Genomic DNA, 14,400 nt, shown 5'->3' on the forward strand with positions numbered 1-14,400 from the left:
CGCTGTGCGACGGCGTACGAGTGGGTCCCCGGCGGGGCGTACACCCGCGCGAGGCGTACCGGCCCGCCCGAGAGCGTGCGCGCCCCGCGCACACCCGACGGCCCCCGCCGCTCGCGCGCGCCGCCCACCCGCTCGCCCGCGCGCCTACCACCGTCACCTCTCGGCGCGCGCCCCCCGAACCCCCGTTCCGGCCCCCCCGCGCGTGGCAGGCTTTCCCTACGAGGGGCAGCCGCCCCGTCCGCGAGTCCGCGCCGGTGGGAACCGCCCCCGCGAGCGGATCCGCGCCGACACCAGCCCGCCCCCCGCGCGTCAGAAAGGGACCGACCACCCGTGCCCGCCCTCCCACCGGCCGAGGGGCAGGAGCCGCTCTTCGCCTGGGACGAGGCGACCGAGGGGCACCGCCCTCCGACGCCGCCGCACCCGTTCCGCACGAGCGCCCGCGCCCGCCGCATGGCCCGCATCCGCCACGTGTACGCCGAGCCCGCCGCCCGCGACTCGCCGCACGGGCGACGCGTTCTCGCCGCGCTGCCCGGGGTGCCGGTGACCGAGGTGGCGAGCCACTGGCGCATCCCCGCCCTGCACGGCGACGAGACCAACGTGGCCCGCTGGACCCGTATCAAGACCGAGGTGCTCGTCCTCGGTGTGCGCCAGAGCCTCACCGTCCGTCCCAACGGCCGTTCCGCCGACTGGATCGCGCCGGGCGCGTCGAACGGCTGCGCCATGGCCTGCGCCTACTGCTACGTGCCGCGCCGCAAGGGCTACGCGAACCCGGTCACCCTGTTCACGAACACCGACGCGATCGCCGGAGCCGTCGCCCGCCACGTCCGCCGTCTCGGCCCCAAGCGCGAACCGAACCAGTGCGACCCGCACGCCTGGATCTACGACATCGGCGAGAACGGCGACTGCTCGGTGGACGCGCTGCTGTGCGACAGCACGGCGGAACTCGTCGCCGCCTTCCGTGAACTGCACGACGCCAAAGCCTCCTTCGCCACGAAGTTCGTCAACCCCGACCTGCTCGGCTACGAGCCGCGCGGCCGTACCCGTATCCGCTTCTCCCTCATGCCCGCCGCCGACTCACGCCTCCTCGATCTGCGCACGAGCCCCGTCGCCGAACGCATCGCGGCCGCAGGCGACTTCCTCGACGCCGGGTACGAGGTGCACTTCAACCTGTCGCCCGTCGTGCTGCGGCCCGGCTGGCAGCGCGACTGGGCCGAACTGCTTACGCACCTGGACGACGTACTGCCCACCGCCGTGAAGGAGCAGGCGGCCGCCGAGGTCATCATGCTCACGCACAACCGGGCGCTCCACGAGGTGAACCTCGGCTGGCACCCCCGTGCCGAGGACGTGCTGTGGCAGCCGGAGGCGCAGGAGGCGAAGCGCTCGCAGAACGGCGCCGAGAACGTGCGGTACGCCTACGCGGTCAAGGCACGCGCCCTCGACCGCCTGCGGGCCCTGATCACCGAGCACACCCCCTGGCTCCGCGTCCGCTACGCCTTCTAGCCACGCCCTCCAACGCCCTCCCCTCCAACGCCCTCCCCTCCAACGCCCTCCCCTCCGGCGCCTTCCTCTTCGGCGCCTTCCTCTTCGGCGCCTTCCTCTCCGGCGTCCACCCCTCCGGCGTCCACCCCTCCGGCGCCCTCCCCTCCGGCGCCCTCCCCTCCGGCGCCCTCCCCTTCGCCACCTCACCCGCGCCGCGCTCCCGTCGCTCGTCCTCCCTCGCCCTTCCCCCTCCGCGTGTCCGCTCCAAAGCCCTCCCGCCACGACGGCCCCGCCACGACAGCCCCCCCACGCCCCCCGCAGCACGTCTCCGCTTCCGCCGCTCAGGGCGCCCCGTCTCCCCGCTCCGCCACCCCCGCCCGTACCTCCGCCAGGTCGCCGAGCCGGTCCAGTCCCTTCACCGCCCGCGCCGTGCGGTGGTTGTGCTCCAGGCGCGCGCGGTGCCGGTCGAGGAAGGTCCAGTAGCCGGCGGTGTAGGGGCAGGCGTGCGGGCCGGTGCGCTCGGTGGGCCGGTAGGCGCAGGGGCCGCACAGGTCGCTCATGCGGTGAATGTAGGCACCGCCCGAGGTGTACGGCTTCGTCGTCATGCGGCCCCCGTCCGCGTACTGGGACATGCCGACGACGTTCGGCAGCATGACCCAGTCGTAGCCGTCCACGAAGCAGCGGTGGAACCAGTCGGTGACGGCCGCCGGGTCCCAGCCGTCCTGGAGGGCGCGGCTGCCGAGGATCATGAGGCGCGGGATGTGGTGCGTCCAGCCGGTGTCACGGACCTGCGCGAGCACGGTGGACAGGCAGTTCGCCGTCACGGCCCCCGCGTCCAGCGACAGGAACCACTCGGGGAGCGGGGCGGTGTGCCGCAGGGCGTTGAGGCTCCGGTAGTCCTCGCCGAAGTGCCAGTACAGCTGCCACACGTACTCGCGCCAGCCCGCGATCTGCCGCACGAAGCCCTCGACGGAGTTGAGCGGCGCCTCGCCCTCGCGGTAGGCGCGCTCGGCCAGTTCGGCGCATTCGGCCGGATCGAGGAGGCCGAGGTTGAGGGGCGCCGAGAGCAGGCTGTGGCTGAGCACCGGGTCGGCGGCGAGCATCGCGTCCTCGTAGGGGCCGAAGCCGGCCAGCCGGTACCGCACGAAGCGGCGCAGCGCGGCGCGGGCCTCGCGACGGGTCGCCGGGAACAGGCGCGGCCCGTCACGGCCGACGAAGGAGACCTCGCCCGCGCGCTCCCAGCGGTCGAGATCCTGCCGCACCTCCTCGTCGATGTCGTCCTCGCGCGGGCGTGAGGGCGCGGGCGCGTCGAGCCGCTCGGTGCCGCGCGGCGGGGGCTCGCGGTTGTCGTGGTCGAGGTTCCAGCGGCCACCGACGGGCCGCTCGCCTTCCATGAGCAGGTCATGCCGCTGACGTACCCAGCGATAGAAATCCTCAAGCCGCAAATGCGGCCGTTCCCCCGTCCATTGGGCGAAATCCGTCTGGGGTACGAGAAAGCCCTTCGCGGGGAGGACCTCGATGTCCCCCAGGCGATGGACGAGACCGAGCGCGCGCCGCGAGGTCGGGTGGCAGACCGTGAGCCGAGGCCGCCGTTTCCCGAAGACCTGCCGCAGCCCCTCGGCGTACGTCTCGGCGCGGACGTACGTGACGCGGTCGCCCAGTTCGCGGGCGCGATGCCGCATCGCCGACAGCACCAGGTGCGCCTTCGCGCGGTGGAAGACGCGGCGGCGCAGCACGGAACGCGCCTCGATCATGACGAGGGGTGCCCCGGCGTCCGGGCCGTCGTGGCCGGGGCTGAGGAAGTGGGGCCCGAGCTGGTCGCCGAAGAGCCAGTGCGGGCGGGGGCCGGCGGGCATGGAAGCGCCTCTCCGCAGGGGCTTCGGATGCTGTCAGGAGGCGAGGGCCCGACCGCCCCGACACCCCGGGGCCCCGCCGAACCGGCCCGAACCGTCTGGAAACCGACGGAACCCCCCCGACCCGCCCGAGCGCGCTCCGGGGGGACCCCGCCCGGCCCACCCCGTCCGCCCCGCCCCCGCCCCCGACTCGCCCGGCCGCGCACCGCTTGCAATGCGGAACATCGCTCCGTATTGTCGGGACTGAACGTTGTTCCGTTTTCTGTCAGGGGCTTCACCATGCACTACCGACCCCTTGGCCGGACAGGAATGAAGGTCAGCCTTTACGCCCTCGGCACGATGATGTTCGGGGCGCACGGGAACACGGACCACGAGGATTCCGTGCGGATCATCCACCAGGCGCTCGACGCCGGGATCAACTTCGTGGACACCGCCGACTTCTACGCGCAGGGCGAGACCGAGGAGATCGTCGGCAAGGCGCTCAAGGGCCGCAGGGACGGCGTCGTGCTCGCCACGAAGGCGCACCTGCCGATGGGCGAGGACCCGAACATGCGCGGGAACTCGCGCCGCTGGCTGACGCGGGCCCTGGAGGACTCGCTGCGCCGGCTCGGCACGGACCACGTGGACCTCTTCCAGATCCACCGACCCGACCCGGACACTGACATCGAGGAAACCCTTTCGGTGCTCACCGACTTCGTGCGGGCGGGCAAGGCGCGCGCGATCGGCACCTCGTCGTTCCCGGCCTCGTACCTGGTGGAGGCCCAGTGGACGGCCGAGCGGTACGGACTGCACCGCTTCCGCACCGAGCAGCCGAACTACTCGATTCTCGACCGGAGCATCGAGAGCGAGATCCTGCCGGTGGCGGAGAAGTACGGCATGGGGACGCTCGTGTTCAGCCCGCTCGCGGGCGGCCAGCTCACGGGCCGCTACCGCAAGGGCCAGAGCTCGGACGGACGGCGCGAGGGCATGTTCGCGTACCTGGGCGACGAGCGGCGCCTCGACGCGGTCGAACGGCTCCTCGCGCTCGCGGAGAAGACCGGCATCTCGCTCACGCACATGGCGATGGCCTTCGTCCTCGCCCACCCGGGCGTGACCTCGGCGATCATCGGCCCGCGCACGAAGGCGCACCTGGACGACCTCCTCGCGGGCGCCGGCGTCGCGCTGAGCGACGAGGTGCTGGACGAGATCGACGCGATCGTCCCGCCGGGGACGGACGTCGGCCGCATGGACATGGTCTTCCAGCCCCCGGCCCTCACGGACCCGGGGCTGCGCAGGCGCCCGGCGCCCCAGCGTTCGGCGACGGACCCGGCGGCCTGAGCGCCGGGCCCGCCGAGGGCGGCGGGGACGGCGGGCCCCGCACACGTACGGACCCACGGGCGTACGGGGACGGGCCTCGCGGTGACCCACGGAGCGGGCCGCCCCACGGACGCCGCTTCCCGCTCCGCCCGGCCCGCACCGCCGCCCGCGCCCTCACCCGCAGTCGTATCGCTCCCGCGCCTCCCCTCCCCGCGCCGGCTCGTACGCCAGCTCCGGCCGCGACCGCGCGATCTCCAGCAGCCGGTTGTACTTGGCGACCCGTTCGCCGCGCGCGGGCGTGCCCGATTTCAGCTGCCCGCAGCCCGTCGCGACCGCGAGGTCCGCGATGAACGGGTCGGAGGTCTCCCCGGAGCGGTGCGGCTGCGCCGCGTAGCCGTTCTCGCGGCACAGCCGCACCGCCTCCGGCGCCTCGGTGACCGCAGCGCCGGCACACGGCGACCGCCGGGCTCGTGTCGTGGCCGGCGGCATCGCATTCGTAACAGCGCATAAGGTCCCCTTCGGAGGTCACGGGTGCGAGGGCGCGGGTGGGGGGCCGCAGACGCGGCGCGCGCTCCGGGGGACCTCGGGAAGGGATGACGGCGATCCGCATTCGGCGCTCCTCGGGGCACGGCGATCCGACAACTGCGCGCGTGGTGGAAGGCGAGCGCGATCCTCACCTCGGGTGTCGCCGCCGACGTCATCATCTCCCTCCTCGAGTACGCCCGCGCAGCCGCCACGGCGATCCGGGCCCGGGTCGCCGCCGTGGTCGATGTCGCCCTGGCGGCCGTCGACGTCGCCGCGACCCCGGCCTGGACGACCAGGTCGTGGCCGCCGCCATCTCCACGCACTGCCTGGACATCAGCGAGCCGAAGACGATCCGCGGCCTGGAAGCCGGCTACCGCCTCTACACCGCCCGGTGGTCCCTGTCCGACCTCCCCGCCCGCCGCCGCCCACCCGCCCCCGCGCCCACCCCGACAGGCGCCCCCCGGCCGACCTCGGTGAGCTGGCTGCGCACTGGCCGCCAGGTCAGGATGCGGGGGAGTGGGAGATCCCCCGCATCCCGCTGCCGTATGAGCGCGCCGTCCTCGCGGGTGCGGTGGTGCGCGAGAAGCTGCGTGCCACCGCCGCGCGGGGCCGCGCGTACGACGTCGTCGCGCACCAACAGGCGGCGATGCCCGAGCAGCTGCTCGCGCCCGAGCCGGACGACCCCGGGCACGACGACCAGGAGCCAGCCGCCGGGCCCCCGGACGCGATCGATATGACGGCGTTGCGGGCTCTACGAGAGTCCCGTACGGACGTGGAAGCCCTCGACCTCACGGCCGACCGGCTCCGCCGCCTGCAAGAGGCGATCGCCAGGGTGGGCGACAACTCCCGCGCCCGCGCGAACCGCAGAACCGGCCGAGACGACACCGGCGTGCTGCGCACGGACAGACAGCAGGCACACCGCCCGCAGGAGTCCGGACCGCACCGCGGCCGGGAGGCCAGCCACTGAGCGGACCCGGTACCCGCGTGCCTGCGGCGCCCGGTGTCCAGCGTCTGAGCGCCGCCCATTTGAGCCCTGCTCTTTTCGGCCCCTCGCTGTTCGCAGGTACTGCTGTGAGTGACTTCCTTTCGGATTCCGCGAACCATCACGCAGGGCGCCTCTCTCTGCTCGATTGCTGCCTCGATTGAGCAAGAGGAGGTTCCGCTTCCGAGGTCGCTCGGCGCACGGTAGGGACTGTTTGCGCCAACCATGAGTAAATCTTCACTGCCTAGTCACAGGTCATGCAAAGCTCTACCCAAAGCCCGATCTGTAGTGGATCGGGCGCAATCTGTAAGGAGCGATGATGATGCGAGCAACCAGACCCGCACTCGTCCTGGCGGCTTCCTTCGCCGTGGTGGCTGCCCTGGCGGGCCCTTCCGCTTCGGCCTCCGACGATCTGAGGCATGAGGCCTCCGCCTCCGTTGGTGTCGCCGAGAACGACCCCATCTCGACCGAAGACGACCCTGGTACCGACGCCGGTCTGACCGTTCCGGTATCAGAGGACGGTTCTGACGGTGCCCCCTCGAGCAGGGATCCGAAGGTTGTGGAACTTATCCCCGAGGTCGTCGAAGAGGGTGTTCCCATCTCCGTGATGAGCTCCACCAAGTGCACGGCCAACGGCGACACCTGCCAGATACTCAAGGGGAAGGGGCTGAAGCTGGATTCGTGGTATTCGACCACCTACCAGTTCCCCGAGGACGGCAAGAAGTGCAACATTCTCGCCACCTTCAAGTACAACGTCAAGAGTGATAATCCCAAGGTCTGGGATATCGCGAAGTTCAGTGGATGCAAGACCGCTCCTGCGCGGGGCTACATCAAGTGGACAACGGCGAACGTGGGGTCCGTGACCTTCAGCTCCAAGACTCACGTGAATGTCTCCTGGACCAATGGATTCGGCACTACGCCGGTTGCAGAAGTCCACAAGTAGCGGGGCCACGGCGTCCCCTACCCGATGGGAGGGGGTTCCCCATGAAAGGGATCCCAGCCGACGAAAGCGGAAGGGCTGTCCAATGGGTGAAGAGAAAGAGATCATCCCGTCGATTATTGACGCACCGACGAGACTAGATAAAGCCTCAGGTGCCTTCATCCATCTTCCCGGCGTCTTTCCGGTATTGGCATGGGTGAATCTCTCCGTACCCCTTTTCAAGGGACGTCTGACGCGAGTGCTCGGCCTTCCAGCAAGGCGTTCGGCCAAACTGTCAAGCCCCGGGTTTCGTGGAGAGTGAGTTAGCTGGTTTTCTGGAGTGACGCAGGGGGTTCGGCCGCGTAATAGGCGGCCTCGAACTCGGCCGGGGTGACGTGTCTGAGCTCGCCGTGCAGGCGTCGCTGGTTGAACCAGTCGACGTACTCGGCGACCGCGATCTCGACGTCGTTGATGGACGTCCAGGGGCCCTTGTTGCGGATCAGCTCGGCCTTGAACAGGCTGTTGAACGCCTCGGCGAGGGCGTTGTCATACGAGTCGCCCTTGGAGCCGACCGAGGCCACGGCCGCCTCGTCGGCGAGGCGTTCGGTGTAGCGAATGGCACGGTATTGAACTCCGCGGTCCGAGTGATGTGTGAGGCCGGCGAGGTCGGCACCGGTGTGCCGGCGGCGCCAAATCGCCATCTCCAGCGCGTCGGGCGCGAGGTCGGTGTAGAGGCTGGTGGCGACCTGCCAGCCGACGACCATGCGGGAGAACACGTCGATGACGAAGGCCGCGTAGACCCGGCCGGCGAAGGTCCTGATGCAGGTGATGTCGGCAACCCACAGCTGGTTGGGTGCAGTTGCGGTGAACTGCCGCTCGACCAGGTCGGCCGGGCGGTCGGTCTCCGGAGCGGGGCGGGTGGTGCGCGGGCTCCTGGTCCGGATCACCCCGCGAAGTCCTGCCTGCCGCATGAGGCGTTCGACCGTGCAGCGGGCCACCTCGACTCCTTCGCGGACCAGGGCGGCGTGGACCTTGCGAGCCCCGTAGACACCGTAGTTGTCGGCGTGGATCCGGCGTATGTCCTCGGTCAGTTCGCCATCGCGCGGGCTGCGGGCCGACGGCGGACGGTTGTGGGCGGCGTAGTAGGTGCTCGGCGCGATCGGCGCGTCCGTCTCGGCGAGGACGTCGCAGATCGGCTGGACGCCGAACGTCTCCTTGTACTGGTCGATGTAGGCGACCTTCATCGCGGTGGACGGTCCAGCTCCGCTGCGAAGAAAGCCGAGGCGGACTTCGATATCGCGTTCGCCCGCCGCGGTTCCTTCACCTCCCGCTCCAGCTCCGCGATCCGGGCGGCCTCCGCGCTGGTGGTGCCGGGCACGGTGCCCTCGTCGATCTCGGCCCGCTTGACCCAGCCCCGCAGAGCCTCAGGGTGCACATCCAGCTGGTCGGCGATCCGCTTGATCGCGCCGGCCCGGCCGACCGGGTCCTCGCGGGCCTCGACGGCCAGACGTGTCGCGCGTTCACGCAGTTCATCGGGGTACTTACGGGGAGCAGCCATGATCGGCATCCTTCCGGGTCTTGATGGTCTCCATCAAACCCGGGGTGGTTCAGAGTTGCCGCTCCGCTCCTCGGCCAGAACCGGAGCACCCCTTGCCCCACCAGGCGATACCGCACGCCTCCACCCGATCCCCTCGGCGAGAGGAGGTGAACACCCACGACCCGCTCCTCACGGTGGACCAGGCCGCCGAACGCCTCGGCACAGGCGTCCGCTTCATCCGCCGGCTCATCCAGGAACGCCGCATCCGCTACGTGAAGCTCGGCAAGCCGGTCCGCATACCGGAAAGCGCCCTGACTGCCTACGTCGCCGAGCACACCGTGCCCACTGCCCGTGACGAGCGTGCGCGCTACCGGAAGGCCGTCTGATGGCCGCCCGCAAGCCGCAGCGGCGGCGCGAGTTCGGCACCGTACGTCAACTGCCTTCCGGGCGCTGGCAGGCCCGCTACTGGGCCCCGGACGGTAGTCGGCGGACCGCCCCGGAGACCTTCGAGACGCGCACCGACGCCCAGACCTGGCTCACGCTCACCCAGGCTGACATTGAGCGCAAGCACTGGGTCGACCCCGAGGCGGGCGCGGTCGACTTCGCCACGTACGCGACCCGGTGGATCAAGGAGCGCGGTCTCTCGGCGACCGCGGAGGAGCTCTACCGCAGGCTCCTGCGGCTCCACCTGCTGCCCACCTTCGCCACCACGAACCTGGACGCCATCACTCCGCCCGCCGTACGCACCTGGCGAGCCGAGCGGCTGGAGGCGACCGGCGCTACGACGGTCGCCAAGTCGTACCGCCTCCTGAAGGCCGTCATGGAACCGCCGACGACGAACTGATCCGTCGCAACCCCTGCCGTATCAAGGGCGGAGGCAGCGAGCGGGCCAAGGAGCGACCCACGGCGTCCGTCGCGGAGGTCGACGCGCTCGCCGACGCCATGGGGCCGAGGTGGCGGCTGATGGTGTACTTCGGCGCCTACGGTCCCATGTGGCCGGAGGAGCAGGCGGCTCTGCGCCGGACCGACGTCACGCTCGACCCGCTCGCGGTCAGGATCAGGGAGGCCGCGCCGGAGCTGACCACGGGACGCCGGGTCGAGGGCGACACGAAGTCGGCCGCCGGACGACGTACCGTCTTCCTTCCCGGCTTCCTGTACACCGAGGTGAAGCGCCACCTGGACTGGTACGCGGAGAAGGAGCCGGACGGCCTCCTCTTCGTCGGCGAGCGCAAGGCCCCGTTCCGTCGCTCCACCTTCGGCCGCAAGTGGCGCAAGGCCCGCGCCCAGGTCGGGCTCCCGGAGAGCTTCCGCTTCTACGACCTCCGCCACACGGGCCACACTCTGTCGACGCAGTCCGGCGCCACCCTCAAGGACACGATGGTCCGCGCCGGCCAGTCCTCGGAGAAGGCGGCGCTGATCTACCAGCACTCGGACGGGGAACGGCAGCGGGAGGTGGCGGAGGGCATCGACGCTCTGGTGAGGGAGGGACGTCGGAAGACGGCGGAAGCGCTCCGCTCGAATCGGGGACAGGAATAGGCGCGCGTGGGGCAGGGCCAGCCGGCCCTGCCCCACGAAGTCCCGGCCCCTTGACCTCAGCTGAGAAGTGCCTCGATCGCGCTACGGAGCGAACCAGCGAGCGAAGTCAGAGATGTGGCGGACCCGAGCGCGAGGCTCAGCATCTCCAGATTTTCGGTGAGGCGGCGGCCGTCCGGTGCCGGCGTGCTGAGTTCCTCGTCAATTCTGGCCACAGCCCGGCGGCAACTGTCGATGCTGTGCACCTCGTCAGCGTGGGTGTCGAGGGCGGCTTCCAACTCGGTGAGTCTGGCCTGTGCGGCCAGCAGTCGGGGATCGCTTGCCGCAGGTCCCGAGACGTGGACTTGGCGCATGTCGCCACCGACTCTGCCGGTGTTGACCTGGTTACCGCTGCCGGTGACGTTGGTGCCACCAGCGTTTGCTCGACCGAACCTCACGATCAACCTGCCTTCTCGGTTCTGTTCGCCGGACCGGCGGGCGGCGGGCCTTGTTGCATGCCACCGCCCATGTTGCCGGTGTTGACCTGGTTGTTGTCTCCTTCGATGTAGTTCTGAGTGATGGCGATGGTCTGGCGTGTGAACTCGGCGGTCGCCAGACCGCGGTCGGCGAGGAAGGCGCGCACCGTGCTGAACATCCGCGATTGCAGGATCGACACATAGCGCTGCACGTCCTCGGTGTGGTGCATGTCCTCAGTGGTCTCCCGACCGCCGTGCTCTCTCAGGCTCACCGGCCGTCCGTCGTCCTTCTCGCGGACGGCGACAGCGGCCGTCGTCACGGCGGTCAGCAGCCCGAGGCCGCGTCCGATAGTCGTGTAGGCCCGGGACGCGAGCGCGACGGTATCTTCGCAGGCATGGAGCGGTGTTTCTGCAAGTCTCCTGGCGAGATCCCAGCCCCTGGCGGGCGTTACGTTCGCCGAGGGAAGCAGCGGTGCCAGGACGTGGGGGCGGGTGACGAAGTGCAGCGTGTTGCCTTCCAGAGCAGCATGGGCGAAGACAGTGACGACGACTTGGCCGTCCCAGGCGACGACCTGCGCCGCGAGGTATCTCCGGGAGAAGTGCCCGGTGGGCGCCCCCCGGGCTTCCGTGCACATCTCAGTGGCCTCCGGCCACTCCGACTTGGCACCGCCCCCACCACTGCTCTGGCTCAAGCTCTTCCACCGGTCCTCGGGGATGCCGAGGTACTCGGCCACATCACAATTGGGCAAGGCGTGGGTTTCAACGAGCGCTCCCCGGAGCCGCTTCAACTCGTCGCGCACCTTGACGAGCAGCTCGTCCGCCTCGAATTTCTGACTCGCGTCGAGGTCGGGCATGTCCTCTGCGGCCAGGGACCGGTCGTTTTCTTCATCCTCGATGGTGCGGGCTGACGTGAGCTGGATACGGGTCGCGCCCTTCGGCCACGAGTCGAGGCCGGCTCCGACGAAGCGATCCACCCGGCCTTCCTTGCGGTAGGCGATGCTCTGCCACTGCTCGGTGACCTCGTGCGCCGCGATTCTCTTGGCAGCGAACGGCGCGAGGAAGGGACGCCTGGCGATGTGGTGACGGCCGGGACGCAGCGACTGCACGTAGGCGTGACACGCCCAGCGGTCAAGCAGATGAAGCGCAGTGACGGCGAACAGCAGACGCGGCGCGACCAGTAATCCCTCCAGGACGGCCTCACGCAGGATCGGGAGATGTGGCTTGGCGAAACTCCAGAGGGCGAACAGAGCCGCAGCGAGAAGGAGAGCCGGGACGAGCCCGTTGGAGCCCCAGCGCAAAATCGTCCGGCCGGCTCGCCCGGCGAAGAACTGGCACAGCAAAACGGCGGCGAGAATCGCTGCCATCCCACTTGGGTGGGAGCCTCCGAGGTAGACAAGCGTTGCCAGCAGCAGCGTGCCCCGGAGACGACGCTGTCGTCGTGCCGCAACGCTGTGCGTGAGCACTGGCGCCAGCCCGAACCCGAAGGACGGTGCCGGCCGCTTGCGCGCGTACAGCACGTTCGTCAGGGCCCACTGCGCGAGGGTCTCGCCAGTGAACTCGTCCAGAGCCCGGATGGGACGCGCCGGCCTGCCTTGAATCCTGTCCTGCCAACGGCCCAGCCTGTCCTGCGCTTGCCCGATGCGGTTGACCCGTGCGTGCACGGAGCTAGCCATCCCTCGGATGACCGAGTTATTGCTCGGCACGTCGTCACGTTTCGCGTACTCGGTCCGGGCGGCGCGCTGCCCGGGCACGTAAGCGATGGGCTTTCCGGTCCCGGTGGCCACAGGAATACCGGGGAAGGCGTCCGCTCTATGCGGGCCGCTGTGGTGCTCGCCGCTTCTGTGCGGCGCTACCGCTCGCCACGACAGCAGCGGCATACGCAACCTCCCCCGAGGACGCTTCTTACGAGAGCCACACCTTGAGGCATGTGGCCCCTGCTTTGCTGGTGAATGCTCCTGTCTGGCTCAGAAACATCTCAGCGTCGGCCGACACGCGGCGATTCATCGGCACCTTGAAAGTGGGCGGTAAACGTGCTCGCGCATGCTGACGACACGGTTGGTTCGACGCAGTGGCCCGGTGTCGCGTGCGCTGCCTTTCGGAGCCCTACCCGGGGTGGCCTCCATGGACCGAGAACGGCGCCGAGGCGTCCCCACGGCTGGAGATGGGGCACGCAGAGGGCACGCCGCCCATAAAGAGGTCTAGACAACAACAAAGCCCCAGGCCATCGACCTGGGGCTTTTCTATGGAGCGGGTGACGAGAATCGAACTCGCGCTCTGAGCTTGGGAAGCTCATGTTCTACCATTAAACTACACCCGCGTAGAAATACTCCCGCAGCCTACCAGATGGGGGTCTGGTGGTTGTGGGGTGTTTCGTTGGGGGGAACTCTACCGTATCGGGGCGGGGGTAGGGTGCGGGGGATGGTGGGGGTGGGGCGTAATGTGGCGTTCGTCCGGGGTTGTCGGGTGGTGGAAGGGGCCTGTTGGTTGATGGGGGACACCGTCGTGCGATGTGCTGAGGGGCATGTGTTTGCCACGTCCTCGTTTCCGATGCGGCGGCTCGGGGCCGCGCGGATCGGGCCGGGGCGGTTGGTTCGGTGCCCGAGGTGTGCGCGGTTGAGGTACGCGGTTCCGGTGGAGGCCGGGGCGCGCTGAGCGGGGTGGGGCCCGGCCCCGCGCGGGGCGGGCCGTACCCTTGACGCGTGCTTCTCTCAGACAAGGACATCCGGGCCGAGATCGATGCCGGTCGGGTACGGATCGATCCGTTCGACGAATCGATGATCCAGCCCTCCAGTGTCGATGTGCGTCTCGACCGGTATTTCCGGGTGTTCGAGAACCATCGGTACCCCCATATCGACCCCGCCGTCGAGCAGGTGGATCTCACGCGGCAGGTCTCGCCCGAGGGCGACGAGCCGTTCATCCTGCACCCGGGGGAATTCGTGCTCGCCTCGACGTACGAGGTCGTCACGCTGCCCGATAATCTCGCCTCGCGTCTTGAGGGAAAGAGCTCGCTCGGGCGGCTCGGGCTCGTCACGCATTCCACGGCCGGTTTCATCGACCCGGGTTTCTCCGGGCACGTCACTCTAGAGCTGTCGAATCTGGCGACGCTGCCGATCAAGCTCTGGCCCGGCATGAAGATCGGGCAGCTGTGCCTGTTCCAGCTGAGTTCGCCCGCCGAGTTCCCCTACGGCTCGGAGCGGTACGGCTCGCGCTACCAGGACCAGCGGGGGCCCACCGCCTCCCGTTCCTACCTGAATTTCCACCGGACCGAGGTGTGACGGACGTGAACAGCGCCCAGCGCGAAGAGCTTTCGTACGAGGACTTCGGCGGCGCCGTGCGCGCGCTCGCGCAGACCATCGCCGACGACGGCTACGAGCCCGACATCGTGCTCTCCATCGCGCGCGGCGGCGTCTTCGTCGCCGGTGGTCTCGCCTACGCCCTCGACGTGAAGGACATTCATCTCGTAAACGTCGAATTCTATACGGGTGTTGGCACCACGCTTGAAATGCCGGTGATGCTCGCCCCCGTTCCCAACGCCATCGGTTTCAGCAATAAGAAGGTTCTTATCGCTGACGATGTCGCCGATACGGGCAAGACCCTCAAGCTCGTGCACGATTTCTGCGTCGCGCACGTCGCCGAGGTCCGCAGCGCCGTCATTTACGAGAAGTCCCAGTCCCTCGTCAAGTGCGAGTACGTGTGGAAGCGCACCGACGACTGGATCAATTTCCCCTGGAGTGTCTTGCCGCCCGTCGTGCGCCGCGACGACCAGGTGCTGGACGCCTGAGCACGGTCACGTACGCGAAGGGGCCCGCCGAACACCTCCG

Annotated in this window: 10 protein-coding genes, 1 tRNA gene, 3 pseudogenes and 1 other annotated feature; of the genes and pseudogenes, 8 read left to right on the top strand and 6 right to left on the bottom strand. The window is 69.5% G+C overall.

Features of this window, described 5'->3' with window-relative positions; translation table 11 throughout:
- Positions 1 to 330: 330 nt before the first annotated feature.
- Positions 331 to 1,500, top strand: a complete 1,170-nt coding sequence (locus tag SSBG_RS15330) for a spore photoproduct lyase family protein (protein WP_008747015.1) — start codon at positions 331 to 333, stop codon at positions 1,498 to 1,500.
- Between the two features lie 320 nt (positions 1,501 to 1,820).
- Here SSBG_RS15330 and SSBG_RS15335 read toward each other — a convergent pair whose 3' ends face one another.
- Positions 1,821 to 3,335, bottom strand: coding sequence for a cryptochrome/photolyase family protein (locus SSBG_RS15335; protein ID WP_008747016.1), 1,515 nt, complete (start codon positions 3,333 to 3,335; stop codon positions 1,821 to 1,823).
- A gap of 276 nt (positions 3,336 to 3,611) precedes the next feature.
- Between SSBG_RS15335 and SSBG_RS15340 the strand changes: the two genes are divergently transcribed.
- On the top strand, positions 3,612 to 4,649 hold the full coding sequence (locus SSBG_RS15340; RefSeq protein ID WP_008747017.1) for an aldo/keto reductase: 1,038 nt from the start codon (positions 3,612 to 3,614) through the stop codon (positions 4,647 to 4,649).
- Between the two features lie 153 nt (positions 4,650 to 4,802).
- On the opposite strand, the pseudogene SSBG_RS15345 reads toward SSBG_RS15340, so the two are convergent.
- A pseudogene (locus SSBG_RS15345) lies at positions 4,803 to 5,066 on the bottom strand (phosphopyruvate hydratase); the annotation flags it as partial.
- Positions 5,067 to 5,727: 661 nt separating this feature from the next.
- Here SSBG_RS15345 and SSBG_RS15350 point away from each other — a divergent pair.
- Both SSBG_RS15350 and SSBG_RS34760 read left to right on the top strand, forming a co-directional pair.
- The gene (locus SSBG_RS15350; protein WP_234010541.1) at positions 5,728 to 6,120 is read left to right on the top strand and encodes a hypothetical protein; all 393 of its coding nucleotides are present in this window, start codon (positions 5,728 to 5,730) and stop codon (positions 6,118 to 6,120) included.
- Between the two features lie 331 nt (positions 6,121 to 6,451).
- Positions 6,452 to 7,078 carry a hypothetical protein gene (locus tag SSBG_RS34760; RefSeq protein ID WP_234010542.1) on the top strand — a complete coding sequence of 209 codons (627 nt, stop codon included), beginning with the start codon at positions 6,452 to 6,454 and terminating at the stop codon, positions 7,076 to 7,078.
- Between the two features lie 299 nt (positions 7,079 to 7,377).
- Here SSBG_RS34760 and SSBG_RS15360 read toward each other — a convergent pair.
- A pseudogene (locus SSBG_RS15360) lies at positions 7,378 to 8,612 on the bottom strand (IS3 family transposase).
- Positions 8,206 to 8,334 (bottom strand) — a sequence feature (AL1L pseudoknot). It overlaps the preceding pseudogene by 129 nt.
- A 146-nt stretch (positions 8,613 to 8,758) precedes the next feature.
- Here SSBG_RS15360 and SSBG_RS15370 point away from each other — a divergent pair.
- Positions 8,759 to 8,977: an excisionase family DNA-binding protein gene (locus tag SSBG_RS15370; RefSeq protein ID WP_037869844.1), complete on the top strand. Its 219-nt coding sequence runs from the start codon at positions 8,759 to 8,761 to the stop codon at positions 8,975 to 8,977.
- Positions 8,977 to 10,127: pseudogene (locus SSBG_RS15375) on the top strand (tyrosine-type recombinase/integrase). The gene SSBG_RS15370 and the pseudogene SSBG_RS15375 overlap by 1 nt, the downstream one beginning before the upstream one ends.
- Before the next feature lie 56 nt (positions 10,128 to 10,183).
- Here SSBG_RS15375 and SSBG_RS15380 read toward each other — a convergent pair.
- From SSBG_RS15380 to SSBG_RS15390, 3 genes are all read right to left on the bottom strand, one after another.
- A complete protein-coding gene (locus SSBG_RS15380) occupies positions 10,184 to 10,561 on the bottom strand; it encodes a hypothetical protein (protein ID WP_234010751.1) in 378 nt (125 codons plus the stop codon).
- A 2-nt stretch (positions 10,562 to 10,563) separates the two neighbouring features.
- Positions 10,564 to 12,456 (bottom strand): hypothetical protein, encoded by a 1,893-nt coding sequence (locus SSBG_RS15385; RefSeq protein ID WP_234010543.1) that lies wholly within the window; start codon positions 12,454 to 12,456, stop codon positions 10,564 to 10,566.
- A gap of 366 nt (positions 12,457 to 12,822) precedes the next feature.
- Positions 12,823 to 12,896 (bottom strand) — tRNA-Gly (locus SSBG_RS15390).
- A gap of 382 nt (positions 12,897 to 13,278) precedes the next feature.
- On the opposite strand from SSBG_RS15390, the gene dcd reads away from it, so the two are divergent.
- Both dcd and SSBG_RS15400 read left to right on the top strand, forming a co-directional pair.
- Positions 13,279 to 13,854 (top strand): dCTP deaminase, encoded by a 576-nt coding sequence (gene dcd, locus SSBG_RS15395; RefSeq protein ID WP_007825046.1) that lies wholly within the window; start codon positions 13,279 to 13,281, stop codon positions 13,852 to 13,854.
- Between the two features lie 5 nt (positions 13,855 to 13,859).
- Positions 13,860 to 14,360 carry a phosphoribosyltransferase gene (locus tag SSBG_RS15400; protein ID WP_008747026.1) on the top strand — a complete coding sequence of 167 codons (501 nt, stop codon included), beginning with the start codon at positions 13,860 to 13,862 and terminating at the stop codon, positions 14,358 to 14,360.
- Positions 14,361 to 14,400 lie beyond the last annotated feature (40 nt).

The sequence above is a fragment of the Streptomyces sp. SPB074 genome (genome assembly GCF_000154905.1).
Classification (GTDB): domain Bacteria; phylum Actinomycetota; class Actinomycetes; order Streptomycetales; family Streptomycetaceae; genus Streptomyces.

Coding starts and splice junctions, on each gene's coding strand:
- SSBG_RS15335 (WP_008747016.1), bottom strand. CDS start 3,335: ATGCCCGCCGGCCCCCGCCCGCACTGGCTCTTCGGCGACCAGCTCGGG.
- SSBG_RS15340 (WP_008747017.1), top strand. CDS start 3,612: ATGCACTACCGACCCCTTGGCCGGACAGGAATGAAGGTCAGCCTTTAC.
- SSBG_RS34760 (WP_234010542.1), top strand. CDS start 6,452: ATGATGATGCGAGCAACCAGACCCGCACTCGTCCTGGCGGCTTCCTTC.
- SSBG_RS15385 (WP_234010543.1), bottom strand. CDS start 12,456: ATGCCGCTGCTGTCGTGGCGAGCGGTAGCGCCGCACAGAAGCGGCGAG.